25 protein-coding genes are annotated in these 24523 nt (G+C 53.1%); all 25 read left to right on the forward strand.

The annotated features are described in order from the left end of the window. Positions 1 to 36 precede the first annotated feature (36 nt). The 25 genes from U5K31_13010 (at position 37) to pabB (ending at position 24483) form a co-directional block, all read left to right on the forward strand. Positions 37 to 1002, forward strand: coding sequence for an efflux RND transporter periplasmic adaptor subunit (locus U5K31_13010; protein ID MDZ7773640.1), 966 nt, complete (start codon positions 37 to 39; stop codon positions 1000 to 1002). A 56-nt stretch (positions 1003 to 1058) separates the two neighbouring features. Then, positions 1059 to 1805, forward strand: coding sequence for an ABC transporter ATP-binding protein (locus tag U5K31_13015; GenBank protein MDZ7773641.1), 747 nt, complete (start codon positions 1059 to 1061; stop codon positions 1803 to 1805). Positions 1806 to 2040: 235 nt separating this feature from the next. Beyond that, positions 2041 to 2526: a rhomboid family intramembrane serine protease gene (locus tag U5K31_13020; GenBank protein MDZ7773642.1), complete on the forward strand. Its 486-nt coding sequence runs from the start codon at positions 2041 to 2043 to the stop codon at positions 2524 to 2526. Between the two features lie 35 nt (positions 2527 to 2561). After that, positions 2562 to 2669 (forward strand): hypothetical protein, encoded by a 108-nt coding sequence (locus U5K31_13025; GenBank protein ID MDZ7773643.1) that lies wholly within the window; start codon positions 2562 to 2564, stop codon positions 2667 to 2669. Between the two features lie 116 nt (positions 2670 to 2785). After that, complete coding sequence (locus U5K31_13030) at positions 2786 to 2986, forward strand: hypothetical protein (GenBank protein MDZ7773644.1); 201 nt, start codon at positions 2786 to 2788, stop codon at positions 2984 to 2986. Then, complete coding sequence (locus tag U5K31_13035) at positions 2983 to 3651, forward strand: rhomboid family intramembrane serine protease (protein ID MDZ7773645.1); 669 nt, start codon at positions 2983 to 2985, stop codon at positions 3649 to 3651. The genes U5K31_13030 and U5K31_13035 overlap by 4 nt, the downstream gene beginning before the upstream one ends. 58 nt (positions 3652 to 3709) lie before the next feature. Beyond that, positions 3710 to 4678, forward strand: coding sequence for a flavodoxin-dependent (E)-4-hydroxy-3-methylbut-2-enyl-diphosphate synthase (gene ispG / locus U5K31_13040; GenBank protein ID MDZ7773646.1), 969 nt, complete (start codon positions 3710 to 3712; stop codon positions 4676 to 4678). Beyond that, positions 4675 to 4956 carry a flavodoxin-dependent (E)-4-hydroxy-3-methylbut-2-enyl-diphosphate synthase gene (locus tag U5K31_13045; protein MDZ7773647.1) on the forward strand — a complete coding sequence of 94 codons (282 nt, stop codon included), beginning with the start codon at positions 4675 to 4677 and terminating at the stop codon, positions 4954 to 4956. The genes ispG and U5K31_13045 overlap by 4 nt, the downstream gene beginning before the upstream one ends. A gap of 172 nt (positions 4957 to 5128) precedes the next feature. Further along, entirely contained in the window at positions 5129 to 5590 is a 462-nt protein-coding gene (locus U5K31_13050) for a hypothetical protein (GenBank protein ID MDZ7773648.1), read from the forward strand. Then, positions 5532 to 6200: a hypothetical protein gene (locus tag U5K31_13055; protein ID MDZ7773649.1), complete on the forward strand. Its 669-nt coding sequence runs from the start codon at positions 5532 to 5534 to the stop codon at positions 6198 to 6200. The genes U5K31_13050 and U5K31_13055 overlap by 59 nt, the downstream gene beginning before the upstream one ends. A 77-nt stretch (positions 6201 to 6277) precedes the next feature. Then, positions 6278 to 8728, forward strand: coding sequence for an efflux RND transporter permease subunit (locus tag U5K31_13060; protein ID MDZ7773650.1), 2451 nt, complete (start codon positions 6278 to 6280; stop codon positions 8726 to 8728). Beyond that, positions 8704 to 9348 carry an efflux RND transporter permease subunit gene (locus tag U5K31_13065; GenBank protein MDZ7773651.1) on the forward strand — a complete coding sequence of 215 codons (645 nt, stop codon included), beginning with the start codon at positions 8704 to 8706 and terminating at the stop codon, positions 9346 to 9348. Before U5K31_13060 ends, U5K31_13065 begins: the two co-directional genes overlap by 25 nt. A 44-nt stretch (positions 9349 to 9392) precedes the next feature. Then, positions 9393 to 10517, forward strand: a complete 1125-nt coding sequence (locus U5K31_13070; GenBank protein MDZ7773652.1) for an efflux RND transporter periplasmic adaptor subunit — start codon at positions 9393 to 9395, stop codon at positions 10515 to 10517. Positions 10518 to 10610: 93 nt separating this feature from the next. Continuing rightward, complete coding sequence (locus tag U5K31_13075) at positions 10611 to 11036, forward strand: helix-turn-helix domain-containing protein (GenBank protein ID MDZ7773653.1); 426 nt, start codon at positions 10611 to 10613, stop codon at positions 11034 to 11036. A 404-nt stretch (positions 11037 to 11440) separates the two neighbouring features. Further along, the gene (locus U5K31_13080; GenBank protein MDZ7773654.1) at positions 11441 to 12394 is read left to right on the forward strand and encodes a hypothetical protein; all 954 of its coding nucleotides are present in this window, start codon (positions 11441 to 11443) and stop codon (positions 12392 to 12394) included. Positions 12395 to 13949: 1555 nt separating this feature from the next. Beyond that, positions 13950 to 14588 (forward strand): IS30 family transposase, encoded by a 639-nt coding sequence (locus U5K31_13085; protein MDZ7773655.1) that lies wholly within the window; start codon positions 13950 to 13952, stop codon positions 14586 to 14588. Next, positions 14506 to 14952 carry an IS30 family transposase gene (locus tag U5K31_13090; GenBank protein MDZ7773656.1) on the forward strand — a complete coding sequence of 149 codons (447 nt, stop codon included), beginning with the start codon at positions 14506 to 14508 and terminating at the stop codon, positions 14950 to 14952. The genes U5K31_13085 and U5K31_13090 overlap by 83 nt, the downstream gene beginning before the upstream one ends. A 121-nt stretch (positions 14953 to 15073) precedes the next feature. Further along, entirely contained in the window at positions 15074 to 15457 is a 384-nt protein-coding gene (locus U5K31_13095) for a hypothetical protein (protein ID MDZ7773657.1), read from the forward strand. A gap of 286 nt (positions 15458 to 15743) precedes the next feature. After that, positions 15744 to 16745, forward strand: a complete 1002-nt coding sequence (locus U5K31_13100) for a hypothetical protein (GenBank protein ID MDZ7773658.1) — start codon at positions 15744 to 15746, stop codon at positions 16743 to 16745. Positions 16746 to 16835: 90 nt separating this feature from the next. Next, positions 16836 to 20021: an efflux RND transporter permease subunit gene (locus U5K31_13105; GenBank protein MDZ7773659.1), complete on the forward strand. Its 3186-nt coding sequence runs from the start codon at positions 16836 to 16838 to the stop codon at positions 20019 to 20021. 278 nt (positions 20022 to 20299) lie between these two features. Next, complete coding sequence (locus tag U5K31_13110; GenBank protein ID MDZ7773660.1) at positions 20300 to 20836, forward strand: hypothetical protein; 537 nt, start codon at positions 20300 to 20302, stop codon at positions 20834 to 20836. A 156-nt stretch (positions 20837 to 20992) separates the two neighbouring features. Next, positions 20993 to 21748: a hypothetical protein gene (locus U5K31_13115; GenBank protein ID MDZ7773661.1), complete on the forward strand. Its 756-nt coding sequence runs from the start codon at positions 20993 to 20995 to the stop codon at positions 21746 to 21748. Positions 21749 to 21843: 95 nt separating this feature from the next. After that, positions 21844 to 22386, forward strand: a complete 543-nt coding sequence (locus U5K31_13120; protein MDZ7773662.1) for a TlpA disulfide reductase family protein — start codon at positions 21844 to 21846, stop codon at positions 22384 to 22386. Continuing rightward, a complete protein-coding gene (locus U5K31_13125) occupies positions 22364 to 23251 on the forward strand; it encodes an aminotransferase class IV (GenBank protein ID MDZ7773663.1) in 888 nt (295 codons plus the stop codon). The genes U5K31_13120 and U5K31_13125 overlap by 23 nt, the downstream gene beginning before the upstream one ends. After that, entirely contained in the window at positions 23248 to 24483 is a 1236-nt protein-coding gene (gene pabB / locus U5K31_13130; GenBank protein MDZ7773664.1) for an aminodeoxychorismate synthase component I, read from the forward strand. The genes U5K31_13125 and pabB overlap by 4 nt, the downstream gene beginning before the upstream one ends. Positions 24484 to 24523: the final 40 nt, after the last annotated feature.

Raw genomic sequence — 24523 nt, forward strand, 5'->3', positions numbered from 1 at the left:
GAGATCAACGCCTCCCTGCTGACGCAGAAAGCCCGCCTGGAGCAGGCGCGGTCCGGTCTTTTAGAGGCGGAACTGGTGCACAGGCAGAAGAGCCAGCTCTATAAACAGGATGCCATTTCAGAAACTGAGTATGTGCAGGCCAAGACGGCCTACGAGGCCCAGCAAGCTAATTTCCAGGCCTCCCAGTATCAGGTACAGAGTATCGAGGCCCAGCTGGAACAGGCCAAGGAGGAGCTTCAGAAAACCATTATCCGTTCCCCGCGTGACGGTACCATCAGCAGGCTGGCCGTGGAGGAGGGTGAGCGCGTATTGGGCAACACGCAATCGGTGGGCACCGAGCTGATGCGCATTGCCAAAATGGACCAGATGGAAGTGCAGGTTCAGGTGAACGAAAACGATATTGTTACGGTAACGGTGGGCGACACCGCCAACATCGAAGTGGACGCCTATCCCGAGCGGGTATTTAAGGGCATCGTCACTGAAATCGCCAACTCCGCCGAGGTCACGGGCACCGGCACGGCCGAGCAGGTCACCAACTACGAAGTGAAGATCCGCGTGATCACCCCCCACAACCTTGACATGACGGGCAGCAGTGAGATGGTCCAGCAGACCACCCCAGAAGTTCCCGAAAGTGGCGTCACGCCCGACTTTAAGCCGGGCATGTCGGCCACGGTGGATGTTGAGACCAATACGGTGTATAATGTGGTTTCGGTTCCCATCCAGGCTGTTACAGTCCGGGATTTCGCTGCAAATGGGAACTCGAGCGGCCCAGCCGTTTCTTCTGACAGCAGTTCGGTGGACAGCGGCATGGTCATTCCCGACGAGGACCTGCGCAAGGTGGTCTTCGCCGTGGTGGACGGACGCACGGTTCGCAAGCCGGTGGAAACCGGCATCAGCGACAACACTCATATTCAAATTCTATCTGGCGTGGAAGCTGGCGAGGAAATCGTCATCGGAAGCTACCGGGTACTCTCTAGGAGCTGGAGGACGGTGACAACGTGACCGTCCGCAATACCGGCGGCATTCAAACTATAGTGGCAAGCAACTAAAGGCAGCCCATGTCCAACGCAATGATCCAGGTACGCGACCTCGAACGCTTCTACATGATGGGCAACACAGAAGTGCGGGCGCTGGACGGCGTCTCCTTCGATGTGATGGAAAACGAGTACATTGCCATCATGGGGCCTTCCGGCTCGGGTAAGTCCACCCTTATGAATCTTATCGGATGTCTCGATACGGCTACATCGGGAACCTACATCCTTAACGGTCAGGATGTGAGCAGTCTGGAAGACGCCGAACTCGCCGAAGTACGGAACCGGGAGATCGGTTTCATATTCCAGACCTTCAATCTGCTGCCCCGCACGGACTGCATGGCCAATGTGGAGCTCCCGCTCATCTATTCGGGCGTATCCAGTTCGGAGCGCAAGGAAAGGGCCGCCGAAACCCTTCGCAAAGTGGGTCTGGGCGACCGTCTTGACCACAAGCCCAACGAACTTTCCGGTGGACAGCGCCAGCGCGTTGCCATCGCCCGCGCCCTGGTCAATAATCCCTCCATCATACTGGCCGACGAGCCCACCGGAAACCTGGACTCCAAGACCGGGGAGGAGATCATGAAGCTGCTCGAGGAGCTTTACCGCCTGGGCAACACCATTCTGCTGGTGACCCATGAGGATGAAATATCAAAACATGCGCGGCGCATCATCCGGCTTCGTGACGGGGTGATCGAGAGCGATGAGCCTATCGAGGATCCCGTGCTGGAGGGCGTGGAGTTCACCATTCCGGACACCACGGCCGCTACCGCCTGACCGAGTTCTGCCGATCGCCTTCCTCTTCGCCCCCCCGATGTCCGATCCTTTCGGAAAAAATGGAGATATCCTGTATTTTCACGGCAGCCAACCGGTTGCTCCGGGCATAGCATGCCTGGGCAAACCGCAGGCCGGTGCCGACCCAATGACGCCCGCAGGGACTCGGCGCAACAATTTGAGTAAATACCGTATATACCTGTACAGGTGACCCAAACCCAATCAAGTCCGCAGAGCATTGAGCTACCAAGCCAATAACTACAGCCCGAACACCTCTTTTTCGGTTTTTCCCCCGGCTGTAAAGCATCTTCTCATTGTCAACGTACTGGTATTCGTGGGGCTGAGCACTCCCATGATCCAGGAGTACCTCTTCTACTACGGCGCCCTCTGGCCCCTGGGATCGGGACGCTTCGAGTTTTGGCAGCTGGTCTCCTATATGTTTCTGCATGCCGGATTCGGGCATATCATTTTCAACCTCTTCGCCCTTTGGATGTTCGGGCAGTCCATCGAGAACTTCTGGGGGACCCGGCGGTTTACGGTCTACTACTTTATTACCGGCATAGGTGCGGCGATTACCCATATGGCCATCGGCGGGGGAGGCGCTCCCACCCTGGGCGCTTCGGGCGCGGTCTACGGCATTCTGCTGGCCTTCGGTATGATGTTCCCCGAACGCCGGATCATGCTGCTCTTCCGCCCATTCCGATCAAGGCCAAATATTTCGTAGCGATTTTCGGGGCCATTGAGCTGATCAGCGGCGTGATGCGCACCAATTCGGGTATCGCCCATTTCGCCCACCTTGGCGGCATGCTGTTCGGATATATTCTTATTCGGTACTGGGGACTCAAAAGCGAGGACTCCTATTACTGACTAGCCCTTCCGGATACACGCTACCGGAAGCCCGCCGGCAGTTGCTATTGTACGGTTCAGCAAGGAAATTATAGCTGTATCTCCGGTGTTTTGAAGGACGAACCAGAATTTCATTCATGTACCAGAACGAATCTTTCGGAGACTCCCTGAAGCGGGGCTACTATAACATGCCCGTAGCCATCCGCCTGCTGATCACCATCAACGTGGTGGTCTTCCTGCTGGAGGTACTCGGAGGCTCGGCCGTTCAGAGCTACCTGGTGGGCGCCTTCGCCTTCTACCCGGAGTGGCAGACCGCCTTTTTCAGCCCTGGCGGATGATTACCTATACCTTTCTCCACGCCGGAGGCTGGCACCTGATCTTCAATATGCTCTGGCTCTGGTGGATGGGGCGCGCGGTGGAGGAAACCCTGGGTCCGCGCTCGCTTACAGTCATCTATTTCGGCGCGGGTATCGGCGGTGCTCTGCTGGACGTGCTGCTGGCGCAGATTTTCGGCATTGTCTATGTCATCGGCGCCTCGGGCGCGGTTTTCGGTGTGATGGTGGCCTTCGCCATGATCTATCCCCGCATGCCCATCCATCTCTTCCTGCTGCCGCCCGTGGAGGCGCGCTACATTGTGGCGGGAATGATCGCGCTGAATATTCTGCTCTTGGGAGGTAACGACAACACCGCGCAGGCCGTCCACCTGGGCGGGGCCGCCACCGGCTACCTGCTGATGAAATACCAGCGTCAGGGACTTCACCTGGGCGGCCTTGTGGAACCCATTGAACGATTCTGGTACCGCCTGAAGGGCATCTATTCGAAGGCGGGAGGGGGGAGCGGGTCCCGCAACAAGAACATGTACTCGGTAAGCGACGTAGAGGTTTTGGAAGAGGAGGATGAGACGGAACTGGACACCATCCTGGAGAAGATTTCCCGGGAGGGCTACGACGGACTTACCAAGGAGGAGAAGAGAAAACTTTTTGAACTGAGCAAGAGGCAATGAGGTTCGGGACGGACCGGCCCCGCGGTAATTTCTGAATTCACGCAACACCCAGCATTCCATGCCAGATATCCAGCGAAGAGAATCCATCCAGGTGATGGTGGGCGACGTACCCGTCGGGGGAGGCGCGCCCATCGTCGTGCAGTCGATGACCAACACCGATACCTCCGACGTGGACGCCACTGTCGAGCAGATCAAGCACCTGCATGCGGCGGGATCGGAGATCGTCCGTATTACCGTCAACAACGACGATGCGGCGAAGGCGGTCCCCCATATCAAGGAGCGGCTGCTGGAGGACGATGTAAACGTGCCCATTGTGGGCGATTTCCACTACAACGGCCACAAGCTGCTAACCAAGTACCCCGAGGCCGCCGCCGCGCTGTCCAAATTCCGCATCAACCCCGGCAACACGGGCACCAAGACCCGCGACGAAAACTTCTGCACCATCGTAGAGCAGGCCATAGAGCACGACAAGCCGGTGCGCATAGGCGTAAACTGGGGTTCGCTCGACCAGCAGCTGCTGGCTGACAAGATGGACGCCAACAGCAAGCGGGAAAAACCCAAGTCGTCCAAGCAGGTAATGCTGGACACCATGGTGGAGAGCGCCCGCCGCTCAGCCGAACTGGCCGAGAGCGTGGGACTTCCCTCCGACAAGATCGTCATCTCCTGCAAGATGTCGCACGTGCAGGACGTGGTGGAAGTCTATGAGCGCATCGCCGAGCTGTTGGAGTATCCCCTGCATGTGGGACTTACCGAGGCCGGCATGGGCATGAAAGGCATCGTTGCCAGCACCTCGGCCCTGTCGGTGCTTCTGCAGCAGGGCATTGGCGACACCATCCGGGTATCCCTCACTCCCCAACCCGGCGGCGACCGCGCCAAAGAGGTGCGCGTCTGCCAGCAGATCCTGCAGTCCCTCGGCATTCGCAGCTTTATCCCGCAGGTCACCGCCTGCCCAGGCTGCGGCCGCACCGGAACAGCACCTATTTCCAGGAGCTGGCCCAGGAGATCCAGGACTACCTCCGCGAAATGATGCCCATCTGGCGGGACGTCTATCCCGGCGTCGAGGAGATGAACGTGGCCGTCATGGGCTGCGTGGTCAACGGGCCGGGCGAGTCGCGCAACGCCAACATCGGCATTTCCCTGCCCGGCACCTTCGAGGAGCCCAAAGCCCCGGTGTACATGGACGGCGAGCATTTTACTACGCTGCGCGGCGAGGGCATAGGCAAGCGCTTCCGCGATATCCTCGACGACTACGTGGTGCGCAACTACGGCAAGGAGCCCAGCAAACAGGAGGCCGAGCCGGCGTAGGCTGTCTCTTCGTGACCTGCAGGCACATGCACCCGGCCTCTCTCTCCCAACTGTAAGGACACCGCTCTCCGCGGTACTTGAACACAGAGGGAATCTCCAACCAATAGACCTGTCATGGAAGAGAATACATTCGCTACGGCTTGCATGGGGCCTATTCCTGACGATCCTTGTCATGCCGTTCGGATTGGCGGCAGCCCAGAACCCGGCAATTTACCATACGCTTGAAGAGGAACTGGTAATTCGGGAGCATGGCGAATGGCAATTTGGCGAGGTGGGAGATATCCTCGCTGACACTTCCGGCAACATTTATGTCAGCGACCGTTATTACGGGCACATCAAGGTATTGGGACCCGGGGGTGAGCTGCTGCGCGCCATCGGGCGGGAGGGCAGGGGACCGGGGGAATTTCAGGACCTGGTATCAACAGACTTCTGGAAAGGAGAGCTCCTGGCACTTGACCGCACAGCCCACCGGGTGAGCTGGCTGGACGCCCGCACCGAGGAGCTGCTGGATGAGTTCACCTTCCGCCCGCAAGACGTGCGCGGAAGCAACGGGACTCCCTACCAGGTCATGGGCGTTGGGCGACAGCCTGGTCGGTGTCGTCTTCTCAACCCCAGTGCAGGGTGCAAACCTTGAAACAGAGCGCCCGTCGTTTCTCGTTACCTATGACCGCGAGGGAGAGGTGCAGGTCAATCCGCTGCTGACCGGCCCGGGGTCCGAATTGATGGCAAGACGCACTTCCACGGGCGGCCTCCGCATTACCCCGCGTCCTTTCGGCCGCGAGTCGCTCTTTAGGAGGGGACCCGACAGCTTTGTCTATTCTGCCTGGACCGGTGAGTTCCGTATCCGCCGGCATCATCCGCGAAGCGGGACCTCCGAGAGCATCATTGAGCAGGAATTCAAGCCGTCACCGGTTACCGAAGCGCAGTTTGATTCGGTGCGGAACTCGTACCCGAATCCTGATTTTCTGGAATCCTTCGATACCACTTTTCATACCCATTGGCCCGCTCTTGAGCAGTTCCTGGTAGATGATCAGAACCGCATCTGGGTGCATTTTCGGGCCGGTGACGGCCAATACCGCAATCTATGGGCATTTGAACATGACGGATCGATTGTTAACATTATCGATCACAACGTGACGGGTAGTGTTGCCCTGGTTCGAAACGGGAAAATCCACACGCTGCATATGGACGGGGACCGAAGGCCCGTTATACGTAGATATGCCATTGTTGAGGGCTTGAATTAAATTGCCTGAAAAGCTTGTACCTCTGGCAAATTTATACTACACTAATCGTACATTCTAATGTATTCGGACGCCGATACTTGCTGCTAAAACGCCCCATTACCGCCTTCATGTTGATCCTGGCGACCCTGATTTTCGGGACCATCGCCTTGACCAACCTGTCCGTCAACCTGTTGCCGGAGGTGGATTCCCCCACCATGCTCATCCGGACTGACTGGAGCGGCGCATCTCCCCGTGAGGTAGAGCAGCAGATCAACCAGCCCCTCGAAGCCCGTCTCAGTTCCCTGCAGGGCATGGAAAACATCACAGGATTTGCGCGCCAGGGACAGAGCGTGATATCGGTGACCTTTCAGTGGGGCACCAACATGGATCTTGCCTTCCTGAATGTCCGGGAGGGACTGGACCGTGCGGGTTTTGGGCTGCCTGACCTGGCCGGCCGTCCCCAATTGGTACAGAATACCGCTTCCGACGAGCCCATAGCCGTGCTGGGTATAGGAAGCACGAACAATCCCAATCCCGATTTCGAGACCCAGATGGAGCTCAAGCGCTGGGCCGAGTCGGTTCTTACGCGACGGCTTGAACAGGCCGACGGCATTGCCCAGGCACTGCTGGTGGGCGCCGTGGTACCCGAGGTACGCATCCGCTACGATACGGAAGCTCTCAACCGTTACAACATCAGCATATCCCAGGTGCGCAGCAGCATTAATGACGCCAATGTGTTTGTGCCCGCCGGGGAGCTGAGAGACGGGTGGTACCGCTACAGCCTCAAGTTCCAGACCCAAATATCTTCCATGCAGGATATCCGGGAGGTGCCCCTTACCCGGTTGGGCACCGGACGGGTACTGACCCTGGATGATGTGGCCGAGGTGGAAATGGCAGAGGCCGATCCGTCCTCGTTTTCGCTTGTAGACGGCACGCAGACTCTCAGCGTGCTGGTGAAAAAGGAGTACGGCTCCAACACGGTGGAGGCCTACGAAACCCTGCTACCATTGCTGGACGAGCTACGCTCCCAGACTCCAAACGTGGAGATCTCGGTGTTGCAGGAGAATGCCACTTTCATCAGTAACGCCATCAACAACCTGCTGCAGACCCTGCTGTACGGGGCGCTGCTTGCCTTTGTGATCCTCTTTCTTTTCCTGGACGACCTGCGCACGCCCTTTACCATTGGTGTAGCCATTCCGGTAAGTATTTTTCTCACATTCTTTGTGATGTACCTGTCGGACATTCAGCTCAACATTGTATCCCTGAGCGGTCTTACGTTGGGCATCGGTCTGCTGGTGGACAATGCCATTATTGTACTGGAGAATATTAACCGGCACAGGGAGGATGTAAAAAGCGTTCTGGAGGCGGCCTCCAGGGGAACCCGTGAAATCGCCCTGGCTGTATCAGCCTCTACCTTTACGACCATCTCGGTCTTTCTGCCGCTCGTCTTCCTAGGCGGTTTTGAAGGAGCTTTTTTCAAGGACCAGGCGTGGACGCTCTCCATTAGTCTGCTGGCCTCCCTGCTGGTCGCGCTGATGATCCTGCCCGTGCTGGTGGTACAGTTTCAAAAAGACGGGGAGCAGAAGAGCATCCTTGGTTTCAAGGGGCGATTTAACCGCATACGTGACCGCTACGAGCAGAGCCTGCAGTGGGCACTGGACCGCAAAATCTGGTTTGTGCTGGTGATGGTGCTCCTGCTGGGAACTTCCGCCTATCTGTTTTACTACGTGCAGAAAAGCATACTGCCCATCACCGAGCCCGAAGAGGTGACCTACCGTGTCCGACTGCCCGGCAACACGGCGTTGTCTACCTCCCAGCAGGCCGCTTCGGCCATGACCGACTATATCACGCCCTATAGCGATCAGGATAGGCCTCTGCAGGTCCTCGGGGGACACACCGACCAGACCAATCTGTCCAATCTCTCCAGTGAGGGACCCAATAAATTTCGCATTACCATTCCGGTGAACGGCTATGCACAGGCCGATACCGTACGCAGCCGGATGGAATCCTACCTCGAGGGGAGACCGGGCTGGTCCGCCCAGGAGGAGAGCTCGGGAGGAGAGATGATTGCGCTTCAGAGCACCGACCAACCGCCGGTGATCTTCCGGCTCATCGGCAACGACCGTTCGCAGAGTGAGCAGCTTGTGGGTGTTCTGGAGGAGGAACTCCAGGAGAGAGGGCTCTCCCTCGATTTAGCCAAGCAGTACGAACAGGAAGTGGATACCTACCACCTGCGATTCCGGCAGGATCCCATGATGCGGCTGGGCATATCCCAATCGCAGGTGATGGATTACCTGGAAAGCCTCACACGGGGTAATATGGTAACGGAATGGGACCGGCAGGACGAGAGCGTGGCCGTGCGACTGGTGGGCATGGACCGTAACGTATTTGCGCCTACCGATATCGTCATGAACATGGAAGGACTCAGCATTCCGCTTACGAATCTGTTGGAGGTGAGCAGGTCATCCGAGCCTGAGCAGCTGGAGCGGGTAAACCAGACCCGGTGCTCAGCTACGTGGCCGATATGGATTTTAGCGGGTGGTGGCTGAACAGCAGTGCTATCAATGAGGCGATGGCGGTATTTACGCAGCGTACTGGACTGGACGTGGAAGTAGGCGGATCAGCGCGCAGCATCGCCGAACTCCTGAGAAGTATGGGGCAGTTACTGCTGGTAAGTGTGATCATTATCTACCTCATCCTGGCTATACAGTTTGAAAGTCTGAAATATCCTGTCATTATACTCGTGGCCGTGCCCTTTGCGTGGATCGGCTCTATTCTTGTGCTTTGGGCTACAGGCGTAAGTCTGAATGCCCTTTCCTTCATGGGCGTACTGATTCTGACCGGTATTGCAGTCAACGACTCTATCCTGAAGGTGGACTTCATGCGGCGCTACCTCAACGACACGGGCGATCTCGACCAGGCCGTCACGCAGGCGGGCCTGCACCGTTTCCGTCCTGTGGTCATGACCAGCCTGACGACTATTTTTGGACTTGTGCCCATGCTAATTCCTTTCGGGGACGGATTTGCCTTCCGGCAGTCACTGGCCATCGCATTGATGGGAGGCATGGTGACCAGCACGGTACTCACCCTGTACCTGGTACCGATCATTTTTCACTGGGTGGAACGGAATGCCGGCAAGGTGCAAGAACAGCCGGCGACGGACCGCTAAGCGAAGGTATACTGTATAAATCGATAACATTCTACGAGATCATCATGGATTACACCAACCTGAGAAAGTCGGTTTTAGTTGCGCTTCTGGCGGCCGGCATGCTGGCCGGGTGCCAGGGAGACGGCAGTGAGGAACAGGAATCACCGCTATCCGATGAGGAGGAAGAGTCCGTGGAGGTGCGTCCCGAAGTTACCTTTGCCGTGGCAGACGACGAGCCTATTTATACCTATGTGGAGAGCCAGGGCCTGGTGGAGGCTGACCGGGAAATCACCATTTCACCCCGTATGAGTGGATATGTGACCACTACTAATATCGTGGAGGGTCGGCGCGTTCAGGAAGGCGACACCCTTCTGCAGTTTGCAGAGAGAGAGCTGGCACTGGATCTTCAAGAGGCCCGGAACAACCTGGCGGACGCCCGTCAGGAGTATGATCTTCAGAAAGAATCGGAAGGCTGGACCGGCACTCAGCGTGACGATGAGGCGCTGCGCATTTCAACAGGACTTGCCCAGGCCGAGCTGAATCTGGAGCGCATCCAAATGCAAATGGAAAATACCACGATTACCGCGCCCTTTACGGGTACCCTGGCGACCGAAAACAGGATCACGCCGGGAGCCTACCTGTCGGCCGGAACCGAAATCGCCACGCTTATTGATGACCGCACCCTACGCGTACGTTTTGACGTGCTGGAAGCCGAAGTAACCCGCATTGAACCTGGCATGCAGGCGGAAATAAATGCGCCGGGCGGCGTTCAGACGACGGGGGAGGTGGATGCTGTTTCGCCGGTCGTCAACAGCGATACCAAGACGGGAGAAGTGATCATCAGCATTGACAATCCTGGAGGCCGCATCAAGAAAGGTATGACCGTTGAAGGCCGTGTTTTGGTCGAACGACACACCGGTCAGGTACGCTTTCCACGTTCGGCGGTGCTTAGTCGTGACGGTGGACGCACCCTGGTTTTCAAGTACAATCCCTCCAATTCGGAGGTGGAATGGATTTACGTCACCCCGCAATTCCAGAACCGAGAATGGGTGATCGTCAATCACGAAGACATAGCACCTGGCGATACCATCGCCGTCGACCAGCATTTCTCGTTGAGTCATCTGCAGCTTGTTACGCCCATGATGCAGTCTCTTGAGCAGCAGGATGCCGAAGAAATTGGCGGAAACTGATATAATTTATGTAACAAATGGGTTGGTTTTCTCTCTTGTGGTTAGGAGTTGTGTCTTCAACGACTCAATACCCGTATTAACCGGAGAGTGGGAATGCCATACGGTCACAGGAATATTGACAATATCCTCCAGGAGTACAGGAAGTCCCTTGCTCCACCGGAGGAGGACTGGCCCTTTGATGTCCAGCTTGCCTCTCGTTGCCTGAACAAACGCCTGTATGACGAATCTCTGAATGTTACTGAGCTCAAGGAACTCTGCGGTATACAGTCCCGTAACTTCTCCGCCCGGTTCCGCTACTATACCGGCGAATATCCCAAGGATTTTCTCATCAGGCACCGAATAGCGGCCGCCAAACGAGTGCTCACCTCCGATACCTATAACGGCAGCAACCTGATGGAGTTGGCATTGTCCTTGGGCTTCCGAAGCCACTCCAGTTTTACCAAGGCATATCGCAGCAGGGAAGGGGTGGCACCATCCAAGCATATCTCAAGTCAGGTGAAATCCCATACCCGCACCTGAATTTCAAGACTCTTTTCAAGAGCCATTTCAAGCATGGAGGGAAGGGAGGGGGTAGATTGCCAAGTACACTACAACTATACATCAAATATGGGTAATCGCTATGACAAATCTACTTAACTATACATTTTTCATCCTATTACTAGTAGGAAACTTGTGGGTTGGGAACAGCTCGTTGACGACCCAAGAGAGCGTTGAGCTTAGCAACAGTATTTCATCGATAGAACTTGGACCAGCAGCAATATGCAATACTCTTGGCTGTATGGGAGGGCTGCAATTGTGTTCCGATGCTAAGGGTTCGATAGATATCGAATACAAGGGGGCTGGCCTCACCCTTGAAGTTACATACAAATGCTATCAGGTGCCTCGCGTAACAGTTGAGGAAGGCTAAATATAGAGGTAGAACTATGAATACTTATAAATATATAGCAATAATTGTATTCATTATTTGGTCTACAGTTCCTATTAATTTAGGAACTGTAGACCGAAATTTTAGCTATGATTTGATCTTAAAGAATGACTTAAATATTACAGATTTGGATATTTATCGTCCTTATCTATTTAGTGTAGATGATAATTCTGGAAATATGGCGGTTTACTCTTACGCAGATCATAGAGCATACATTATATTCAATGATTCAAAATCAGTTAAGATTTACGGAAAAGGACAAGGAGGAGGTCCTGAAGAGTTTAGAAATCCTACAGATATAAAATTTGATAAAAGTGGTAACTTTTGGATTGCTGATCCACATCTTGCCAGAATCAGTATGTGGTCACCAGATTCAGGCTTAATAGGGACCATTAATCATCAATTTGCTGTTCCAGAAAAAATCTCAGTATCTGAAGAATTCTATGTACTCAAGGATCAAACTTACTCTCCAACCCATGGTTTACTTAGATTATATAATTCAAATACAAAAGAGCATATAAGATTTGCAAAATTACCAGCTAAACTGACTGAGTCTGCATTATTAATGGACTCAATGATTAGTTCTGATTCAGAAAGAGTTTACGTTACAATGCTTAATGCTGGGTTGATATACTGTTTTGATAGAAATGGAGATAGTTTATATGAAATATCAACTATTGAACCGGTTAAAATTGCTGAACTCAAACTAATTGAAATAAATAATGTTGCTGGCCTCAATAAACTTGAAGCATATAAATTGCCAGAAGAAACTGTGCGTGCAGTTCTTGATCATGATATCAATGAATCATATCTGATCTCATTATTTGATGGTACCTCGAAGGGGGTAGGTCATTTTATTGATATATATGATAAAATATCTGGAATATATCTTGGATCAGTAAATTTGGAAAAGGTGACCGATAATTATGTCATAGGTATTGAAGTCCATTAAATCAATACTACACCTGCAGACTATAGATAAATCATATAATTACAGAATTGAAAGTTATGAGCTCATCAAGAAATAGCAGATTCACAATTCTCATAGTGATAATGATGATACTAAATGCTTTTCTTATCCTGAGTTTGAGGTGGGCCCCATAAGTTGTACCACCCCCGGTGCTAATTGTGGCTAAGAGATATGGATGAGCTCCTGTTGGTAGAAACCGAAGATATCATGGCTGATATTCGCAGGCAAAAGATACTCCCCGGAGTTCAAGTTTGCGGTAGTAATGGAAGCTCTGAGGGGGGATGATTTCAGACAAGGAGGTGGCCGACAAGTACGGGGTCCCATCCGGTCACCTTGAGCGATTGGAAGAGCCAACTGCTGGAGGAGGGGCACCAGGTCTGACGCCCGGCGGACCCGGAAAAACGAGCGGAAGAACAAAATCCGCCAGCTCGAGCAGAAGCTGGAACGCACCGAGGTCGAGCTGTCGCTGGCCAAGAACTTTTTAAAAAAACTTGACGCGCCCCCAGAAAATGCAACTGATTCAGACCTGGAAAGACCGCCAAGGGTTAAACCGATGCCTGCGGCTCGTGGGCCTGCCCAAAAGTACGTGGTATGCCCGCCAGAAGGCCTCTGAGGAAGGTCTCCGGGGAGGAAGTAGCAGCTGCGGGAACAGCTCGGGCCATCATCCGGGAGCATCCCGGATATGGCTGGCGCAAACTGCAGGCCGAGCTGACCGATCGCGGCCAGGTTGTCAATCACAAACGCCTCAAACGCGTGCTTCGCCAGACGGACCTGCGGCTGCTGCGATGGCTGCCTCGGCCGGGCCCCAGCGGTCCTCAGCAGGTCTTGGGAGCCCACAAAGGGCATTTAAATCGGCTGGCCGGTCGCCGTTTTGGGCCCTTCGAGCTGCTGTCGGGGGACTTTACCGAGCTGCAGTGGGCCCGGGTACATCGCAAGGGATGGCTGGGGGCGTTTTATGATCCCGCCGGATGCCTGCCCTGTGGATGGGCCCTCGGGAAGTCGGCCAACACGGATCTGGCCCTTGAGGCCTGGCGGAATGGTACGCCAGTGGTTCAAGGGGCACGGGAAGCCCCTGCAGGAAACAGTGGTGCATACCGATCAGGATTCGGTGTTCAAAAGTTACCGCTGGCTGGGAACACTGCTCCACGAGGATCAGGTAGAGGTTTCTTACAGCGAGCGGGGAGCTACCGACAATCCGTGGATCGAATCCCTGTGGAGTCGCTTGAAGGAGGAGATCGGCGAGCAGGCTTTACCAGGCGTCCTGCATAAACGGAAGTGCGGCAGATCATAAATGAATATGTGGACTATTACCGAACTCAGCGACGACACCAGTCGCTAGATTACCAGATCCCAATGGAGCTACTCACGAACCATAACGATAACAACCGGCATCATCCATCTGACCTGCACCAATTAGTACTGTAGGTGGTCCAATATTAGGGGCCCATGTCCGTTCAAGTCATAAGTGCAACACGAAGAAAGACCTCAGGGGACATCCCCTGAGGTCTTCCGCCAAGCGGGTTATATTCGTGTTGTCATGCAAAAATACACCCAACTCAGCGTAGAAAATCGTCATCAGATCAAAGCTCTGCTGGATGCGGGCCATAATCAAAGCGAGGTTGCCCGAACCATCGGCGTGGATAAATCTACCATCAGCCGGGAGCTTAAACGCAATGTAGCCAACGAGGGCGCGGAGAGCAAGGACTACTGCCCGGAGGCCGCCCAGAAGATGACCGACCGGCGTCACCGGGACAAGCCCAAACATCGCCGGTTTACCGACGCCCTCAAAGCCCAGGCCCGCCAGTGGCTCACCGAAGAGAAGCTTTCCCCGGAGCTGATCAGCGGCCGCTGGGGGGTGTTGGGCATCGAGGGGGTTTCCCATGAGACCCTCTACCAGTGGATCTGGGCGGCCAAACGCACGGCAGATCCCACCGACAAGGATCTCTACAAACACCTCAAACACGGGGCTCGCAAGGCCAAGCGGGGCAACAGGAAAGACAGCAGAGGTCACATCAAAGGCCGGGTATCCATTACCGAACGTCCCGAGGTCGTCGAAGAGCGCGACCCGCCTCGGCGACATCGAAGTCGATCTGATGGTGGGCAAGGCCCACAAATCAGCCCTGCTGGTGCTGACCGATCGGGCCACCCTGCTGACAGCCCTGGAGAAGGTAACTAGCCGGAAGGCCGATGGTATTGCCGACCGGATCACCCAGCGGCTGGGCCGGCTTCCATCGGCCTTCATCAAAACCCTGACCTTTGACAATGACAAGGCGTTTGCCCGTCACCAGGACATCGCCGAACAGCTGGATGCCGATACCTACTTCACCCGTCCGTATACCTCTCAGGATAAAGGAACGGTAGAAAACCGCATCTGGGTCATTCGACGGTTCTTTCCGAAGGGTACGGACCTGCGAGAGATCTCCGTCCAGCGCATCAAAACCGTCGAGCAGTACCTGAACTTTCGACCGATTCGTAAATTTGATTACCTTAACCCGATTCAACAAACCCTAAAACACCGCTGTGTTGCATTAATCACTTGAACACGGCATCTATACAAATTATCGAAAGAATATAGTAATAGGAGAACTTTCAGATTTTCCTACTATTGAAAATAGCATCAGAGACAATACCACGAAGGCTAACTCTGACACGCTACGCTTTTTGCCTAAGAAATTCACAAATCCTCTAAATTTAGTGCTTATATATCCAAAATCTTATTGTGGGGCATGTATCGATTTGGATCTTCCTATATTAAAGGAAATATCAAAGATGTACCCTTCAGTTATAAATGTTGCTGATAATGGTATTGATTACAATATGATTTCATTGATAGATGAAAATAGCGAAAACGTATCACTAGTAAGCTTTTCAAATACCGGCATTTCAGAACGAGTTCTTCAAGTAGATCTTCCTATTATTTACTTGGTTGATTTCAATGGGCAAATAATTTTGAAATATCAGTCAGTTTTTGGAAATGTTGAGAATCATAAGACATTCTTTGAAAAAGTGTTAAGTCTATTATCAATCACATATTCTGTCAATTAACTACAAGAGAGGAAATATATGACTACGAATAATCAAACTTCGAAACTAACGCTATTAGCGTTAATGGTAATGGCCATAATTTTGACCCTAATAACCGGGCCAATTCAAGTTGATGCACTACCAATAAAGAGTGAATATCAACAAGAGGATCCTGGGTTTTATCAATTAATATGTTCTGCTTCTTTATGTAATGGAGGATCACGATTATGCAGTATTATAAGTGTACCCTCAAGTACGCCTGGATTAGATTATCGTTATCCATGTTTTGAGCCTTCATTTCCATCTAATGAATTGGATTTCTAAATCAATATTTCTCTCCACGGTTTTGCTTTGTCTGTGGTGTCTCCCTAATTCTGGAGTAGAGTTGACCAGGATTGGGGGAATATCACTTAGCAAAGAGTTGGCGGGATCCGAAATCCTATTTAGTGTTGATAAATCCAAGCTTGATATAGCCATATATTCTATAACATCTAGTAAAATAGCTAGAATATCACATAACAATTACAAAGAACAAATAACTCATATAAAAGTTGGCCAATTAAGACCTACTGATCTGTTATTTAACCAAACTGGGGATATCATTTCTTTATCACCAGAAACAGATAGGGAATTTATTTGGCAGGATAATGGTGTCGTGAAAATATTATTGAATGATAGTGGTACTACTTCTTACAGGCGGGTGATAATGGGTGATTTTGTTGTTAACCTTCACGGCAAATGCTTTGCACAAAATTCATGTATGAAATTAACATACGGAAGTAATGAAGTTTATTTTGCACGATTTCCCAATGAACTTTCAAATGTTGGATTTATAAGAAATAGCCCCATTGCAGCTGATCAATCCAGTATATATTTAGGACAAAACAATTTTGGTTTAATCAGCCGATATAACTTGAGCGGCATGCTAATTTATGCCATCCCAACTATACGTTCGATTGAACACAAACCAACTCAGGAAGTTCGACATAATACCCGCATATCGCTATTTGGAAGAATTGCTAGAACTACTATCACTTCACGTTATAATGATGCAACAAACTCAATTTTGGATATAGATGTGAACGATAAGTATATCATTACTCTCTTTTCAGGATCAAAGAAGTTAGCAGGGAGATATATAGATGTTTACAATAAGAATAATGGGGAACCCATTGGGAGTATCGCATTGAATAAAATTACTAAAAGGAATGTGATAGCGCTTGAAGTTGTAGGAGATAGTATATTTTTACTTTCCCAGGACGCACAGCTGAGTAATTATGTTGATGAATTCAGATTGGTATTTACTTAGAAATGGCACAATTACTGTGATTATTCCTCCTTGCAACTTTATCAATCCTTTCTTACTTAGATAGTAAATATTCCACCATTTCGTTGCCCCATGGAAAACCTGTTCCGACGACGATATCTGATCTCGCTTACCTACATGATCGTAGTCGTCGTTGGTATTGCTGCCTGGCAATCCATTTCGTTGGAGGAGGCGCCTGAGCTTAATCAACCCTCTATCTCCATCAGCTATAGTTGGGGCACCACTTCGCCGGAGATCGTCGAAAAAGAAATTACCCGCAAGGTTGAGTCTGCCGCCAACAGGCTGCGGGATGTAGAGCGGATTGTCTCTTCAACAAGTGAGGGCAGTTCAAGCGTTACCATCTATTTCAGTAACAATGCTCCTGTGGATTTCCGCAAAGTGGAGTTGCAGGAGTATCTGATCGGCATGCAGGAATCGCTGCCTCCCAACGTGCGGAATCCCAGCATCACGCACAGGGTGCCGGAGGAGCTCCAGGATACACAGAATCTGCTCCACTATACCATCAGTGGAGAACGGCAGGTAAACGAATTGCTGGACTATGTGGACCAAAACATTCGATTGCCTCTGCTGGGTGTAGACGGAGTATCCGATATATCCGTTCAAGGGGCGGCACGACCGGCACTAGTGTTGGAGTTTAATCCCCAGATGGTTGACAGGTACAACATCAATCCCAACGCCATCGGATATCAGATAACTACCAATTTTCAGTGGCGATCATCTGGATTTATAGAAACTTCCGGGAATCGTTACAGCATGTTGGTGCCGCCACAGTATGAGAATCTTGACGATATCCGCAGCATGTGGATCTCCGTACCAGGATCCGAGCGTCGTCTGCGTCTTTCAACCGTTGCCAATGTTTCTATACAGGATGCGCCTACCACCTATGCTTACCGTATTAACGGCACGCCGTCTCTGACCATACAATTCATCAAAAAAAGCGGTGCGGATGCCATCCGGCTGGCGGAATTGCTCCGCGGCAGAATGGACGAAATTCGCAGTGAGATGCCGGAAGAATTTACATTGCGGCTGGTGAATGATTATACGGAGGATCTAAGGGAGCAATTCGACAGTTTGCAGAATCAGGCACTGGCCAGTCTGGCGGTCGTATTTCTAATACTCCTGGCCTTCATACGGCGTTTCCGGGCCCCATTTGTGATTCTTGGTAGCATCATCTTTTCACTGCTGCTTAGTTTGGCCATTCTCTACTTCATTGGCTATACGCTGAATGTACTGACCCTCGCCGGCCTTACCGTGGCCCTGGGCATGATTATTGACAACGCCGTAGTAGTTTTTGAGCAGGTGAATCCAGGACTGCCGGACGATCGAGAGAGCCGTATCCAGCATGTAGTTGAGCAGCTTCCACGGTCGGTGGTACCTGTATTGGGTGCAACCCTAACCACGGTGGGCATTTTCATACCTCTGTTTTTTGCGATGGAAGAGCTCCAGCTGTTCCTGGTGCCCCTCGCTGTAGCTCTCTCATCCACTTTGGTTTCCTCAGTGTTTATCGCCTTATCCTGGATTCCCTATTCACTGATCTGGCTTGTTCCTCCCAAATCGGACAGCAAGGAGATTGCCAGAGAAGCGCGTGGATTCTTCAAGAAGTTTCGCAGGGGACTTCTTTGGCTTTTTGCCTTTCGCCATCGTGCCCGTTGGTTTTTTTACGTGGCTCTTATAGCCGTATTCGGAATTCCCATCTGGGCTATTGAGACGCCGGCCTTCGATGACGAGGAAACACAAACCTGGTGGCCTGAATTTACCCGGGTCTACTTTGATAACCGCTCCGATATCGATCCCTGGGTAGGAGGGTTGTCGTACCGGTTCTTCAATGATATTTATTTTGGAAGTCCCTGGGGAGGCTACTCAACCCAGCAGAGTATCTATGTCAGTATTAGAACCCCGCAGGGAACGCCCTACGAAGAAATCAACAAGATGGCGCTTAATTTCGAGCGCATTGTGCAACCTTATGCGGACGCCTTTACATACTACCAGGCACAGGTAAACAGCCGCAATGAAACGGCCAACCTCCGCTTCTATATCAAAGACGAATATCTTACCCGTCCTGAGCCCTACATATTCTACGCAGAAGCTCAGTATCTGGCCGCACGCACGGGCAATTCGGGTATTTCGGTAGGTGGGCTGGGTGACGGCATCTCCACGGGGCTGGGAAGCATGTCCATCAACAGGAGCATCTATCTGACGGGCTACTCCTATGATGGTCTGCTGGATGTTGCCCGGGACCTGGAACGCAGGCTAACACGCAGCCGGAGGGTGAATAACGTCGATATTCATGGATCGGGGGGATATGGCAACGAAGAAACCTTTCACTATTTCTTGGATCCAAGGAAGGAAGAAATGGCCATGCGTGGTATAGATTGGCAGGAACTCAGTCAGGCCATATCCATGGACGTCAACACCAGCAATACGGCCGGCAGTATTGAGATGAATGGGCAGAGCATGCAGGTTATCACCAGAAACATTACGCCTGCCGACCGCCCCGAACAGCTGCTGAACAAAAAGCGCATCAGCGGACCCGATAGCACCATGTTTACCCTGGAGCAGGTGGCGGAGGTGAGCCGGGAGAAAACCCAGTCAACCATCAATCGGGAAAACCAGTCATACTCACGCACGGTAGGTGTGGATTTCCTTGGTCCACATCGCCTGGCCACCGATTACATCGATGGCGTGGTGGAGGAGACGCCCACACCGGTTGGCGTGACCATCAGCACCAGCCGAAGCGGCACATGGAATTTTGGAAGTTCCGAGCAGACCCGAAACTTGCTGTTCATCCTGGCTATGACCGTCCTGAGCGTATGGATGATCGTCTCGGCCTTGCTGGAATCGTGGGTGGATCCGCTGATCGTGATTTCCGCCGTGCCCCTCAGTCTTATTGGCGTGATGATCGGCTCCCTGTATCACGATCTGGCCTTCGACCAGGGAGCTATTGCAGGCACCCTGCTCTGTGTTGGTGTAGTGGTCAATAACTCCATCCTCCTTATGCACGAAAAGCAGTATCTGCGCGGTAAGGGCATTCACGGCATACGAAGCTGGCTGTATGTATACCGCAACAAGATGCGGGCGGTGATGGTGACGACACTTACGACCATCGGAGGACTTCTCCCCATCCTTATTCTGAGCGACCACGATATTTGGCAGCCGCTCGCCACCATCGTAACTTGGGGACTGGGCATCAGTACGGTGCTCATCCTGTTATTGATGGGCCTCTGGGAGAAGACAAACCTGAGAAGCGCAAACGATTAGCACTACCCGCTTCTCATGAACCGTTACCATCCTACAGCGGGACAAATAACGTTCACTTGCCTGTTCCTTGTCCTCGCCCCGAGCTGTCTCGCCACCCAGTTTGAACAGGTAAAATCCAAGCATGAGATGAGCTGATGACACGAGCTTCTTTTGTATGTAGTGTTATCATAATTACAGGTCTCCTGTGGTTCAATGGGTGCAATGATAAGAATCAGGAGCCGCCTCCCCTTAAACTGGGCGCGGCCTACCTGGACTCCGATGCCTTCCAGCGTTTTCAGATGAGCCTCAAGAGGGAACAGTCACGCAGCACGAGTGAGAGAGAGCTGATCAACAATGTCATAGCCGAGGTGCTTTCGCGTACCCATACGACCCTGAGCCTGCCGGTGTACTACACGACGAGTTCCCTCGCGGCCTACACCGACAGCAGCGACCGCATCCTCCTGAAAACCAGCGAGCTGAGCGGGTCCGAATTCGGCCGCTACAGCTACTATTCAGTGGGAAAGACCCGGAAAGGGGACATCACCGTTCTGTTTTTTCTACTTCGAAAAAACAGCACACCGGATATCGAAGTGGACCTGATGGTGGCGACTGTGGGACGTGACGGAGGTGTCCGATCCGCAAGATCTGTGGCGCCTTTTCAGCGTGCTGTTACTGGCAAAAGGATTAACAGCGAGGTCGAGGTCAGTAAGGACTTGCGCATCGTAAGCCGCATACACGATACGGGGAACGACGTAGTTGCAAGCGCTTCTGTGGAATACCGTGATTTTCATGTGCGCGCAGACGGACGCATCATAGAACCCCCCTTTGAGGATTAGCGGCTCGGAGCAAGCCATGAATTACTTCTCGTTCCCATGTGTTGTAGAATGCAGGATGAAAACTCTTTCACCCCCTGCCCCTATATGGTATTGCATTAGCCTCACAGGTTGAGTAATCTACACCTGAACTATTGGAAACTGTCTTTCGCACCTGCCATGACACGACGCATACTTCCTGTCCTCCTGCTTACGCTTTTTCCCATGCTGGCTTTCGCCCAGGTTGACGCTCTGGTGCAGCAGGCGGATTCGCTTTATGACCTGCACGAAGAACAGAAGGCGCTTGAGGCTTATGACCGTGTACTGGAGCAAGCCCCCGATCACTACCGGGCACTCTGGCGCAGCAGCCTCCTAAATGCGCGCGTGGGCAACCGGCAGGAGGGGAGTGCCGAGCAGCGGGAGTATTTCAGCCGGGCTCGTGATCTGGCTGATAGAGCACTTCAGGTGGACTCCACAGATGCCGAATCAAATTTTGTGATGGCGGTGGCCATGGGACGCATGGCGCTGATATCGGGCGCTCGTGACCGGGTTGCGGCTTCCCGTGACATCAAGAGATATGCTCAGAAAGCCCTGGAGATAGATCCCGATCATGCCGGTGCCCTGCACGTAATGGGTCGCTGGAATTTCAGGATTGCCAACCTCAGCTTCGTAGAACGCCTGGCAGCCAATACACTATTCGGGGGCGTCCCGGGTCCAGCCAGCAATGAACGGGCGGTCGAACTTACCGAAAAAGCTATCAGCATCGATGGCGATGTCCTGCTCTACTACTTCGACCTGGCTACGGTCTACCGGGAGATGGGAATGGATGAGCAGGCTATTGAGACCTGTCAGACGGCCCTGAAAATGCCATCCCGGTTGCCGGATGACGACGAGAACAAGCGGAAATGCCGGGAGCTTATCGAGGACCTGCAGTAGCCCTGCCTTCGCCGTAGAAAGCCCCGTACGCTTTTGCGTAGCCCGAATTTAGCTTACCTTTCCCGGTCCGGAACCGTGGACCATCCTACGTAGCCATGCGCATCGACCCGAAATACTTCAACGTCTTTATTTTTATTCTGGCCATAGTTGCGGCCGCCCTTATTGTGTTTTACTCGGTGTCCACTGACCGAAGCAACCAGCGTAAGTTCAGGGAATTTATCACCTCATCGGATTCTCTGGGCCTCGAGTACTGGAACGAGGCTTTTTCAAACGACACCCTCAGCATTGAGGAACTTGATAGTCGATTTGTACTGGTAGATTTCTGGGCTACCTGGTCGGTATACGGTGATGAGCGTCACCGGCACCTTCATCGGCTTCTCGAAGAACATCCCGAAATCCTGACAGTACTGGCGGCATCGGTTCGGAATCCGCTGGAAGAGGTGCGGGAATACCGCGAGCAGCACGGCTTTCCCTTCACCTATGTGGACGGCACGCGCATCTTCACCAAGTACCGGGTGCCGGGTATTCCCACCATGATTCTCTATGGACCGGATGGCAGGATAAGAACGGTGTTTGTGGGCTTTGAAGGGGAGGCCCAAATAGACAGCCTGAACCGTGTTATTTCCCATGGATCCTGATCGCTGGATAGTATATAACGGCGAACTTCGGTTGGCGGATGAAACCTTGTTTCCCGCCGGCGCGCGCCCGGTTTTATACGGGGACGGCTGCTTCGAAACCTTCCGATCCTACAGCGGATCAATGCTGCATTTCGCGGACCATCTAGAGCGCATGATTCATGGGTTGGAGTATCTTGATATTAATATTCCTAAAGTATTGCAAGACAGTAAATTTCAATCTTTTGTTCATAAATTATTGAATGAGAATGGACGAGCGGATAGGGAGGCGATGGTCCGCCTGCAGGTGTGGCGGGAAGGGGGCAGGGGATACAGACCGGAGGAAGACGCCCGGACCGGCTATGTGCTGACTTGTGGTCAGCTGCCCCAAAAAACGTCCGACCTTACGCTGGCCACGGTATCCACACGACGTATTCCCGAAGCTTCGCTGGCTTCGCGTTTTAAGTTGAGCGGGGGCACCAATTATATCAGGGCAGCCACGGAGGCAGCGGATATGGGGGCGGATGACGCCCTGATGCTGACGACAGACGGCATGGTGTCGGAGACGACCATTGCCAATGTTTTCTGGCTGAAGGGAAACTCTGTAAGCACCCCTTCGGAGCATTGTGACCTGTTGCCGGGCATCACAAGGGGTATCGTACTGAAATTGCTACGCCGTATGGGCGATCTGCAGGTGAAAGAGGGCGCATTCGGGCTGGAGGAGCTGCAAGAGGCGGATGCGGCCTGGGTGTGCAATTCTCTGCGCGAAATTCAGCCCGTTTCCCGACTGGACGACGTGAGCTACGATATGGCTCATCCCATTCATCGCAGGCTGGACGAAGCCTTCGATGCTTATGTAGAACGAAATCTTGAGCCCCTGCAGCGATGAGCGGCAAGTTGGATACCTATTTACAGGCGCTGCGCAACCGGGGACCGGTGGTCCTGCTTGAGTCGCAGTCTCCCGACCACCCGGAGGGCAGGGTTTCCTACCTGGCGGGCGAGCCTGAATACGTCCTGCACATGCCGCCCGGCGGGGGAAAGGACAACCCGTGGGACATACTGCGTGAATGCTACGCGCAACGACAGGACTGGCTGTTCGGCTTCCTGGGCTATGATTTGAAAAATCACCTGGAGGATCTCCAATCGGCCAATCCCGATCCCGTGGGGGCCCCGGACCTCTGGTTTATGCAGCCGGGCGTGCTGCTGGAATACCGTCACGGGGACGGCGACGTTCGTGCGCTGAAGGGGGAAGTGCCGGCCGAGGAGGTATCGCAGGACCCGAAGGAGGGGAGCGCCGTTCTCGAAGTCAGCGATTTTACCTCCTCGACCAGTCGTTTTGATTACCTGAACCGCATTCGGGAGGCCCAGGAGCGTATACGCGAGGGCGACTTTTACGAAATCAACCTATCGCACCAGATGAGCGGTCAATTTACGGGCGATCCTTTCGATCTCTACCGGCGCATGCGCCAGGTGGGACCGGTTCCCTTTGCCGCCTTTATGGAGACCGGGGAGCTGTCGGTCTGTTCGCTCTCGCCGGAGCGTTTCCTGGCGCGCAGGGGCGACCGTGTTTTCTCCCAGCCTATCAAGGGTACCGTGGAGCGGGGTGCCGATCCCGAAGAAGACCGCAGGCTGCGCGATGGCCTCTCCGTCTCCTCTAAGGACCGGGCGGAGAACCTGATGATCGTGGACCTGGTACGCAACGATCTGAGCCGGGTCGCCCGAAAGGAAAGCGTGACCGTGCGGGATCTTTTCCAGGTGCAGACTTTTGGCACCGTCCACCAGATGGTTTCCACCGTAGAGGCAAGGGTGGACACGGACGACCCTTTCGAGATTATCCGGGCCTGCTACCCCATGGGTTCCATGACCGGCGCGCCGAAAATAAGTACAATGAAATACATCGAAGAGCTGGAAAACTATCGCAGGGGAGTATACTCGGGGGCCATCGGCTACCTCGATCCCAAGGGTAATTTCGATTTTAACGTGGTGATACGCACCGCACTGATCCGCGGCAACCGTCTCTTCTACTCGGTGGGGGGGGCCATCACCAGCGATTCCGACCCCGGGTCCGAATGGAGGGAAACCCTGGTGAAGGGAAGGGCGCTGACGCAGCTCTTCGGTTGACGGTGCTCATGAAATGATTGTGTGTCTTTTGGAGTTTTGA

Source organism: Balneolaceae bacterium, assembly GCA_034521445.1.
Lineage (GTDB): Bacteria > Bacteroidota > Rhodothermia > Balneolales > Balneolaceae > JAXHMM01.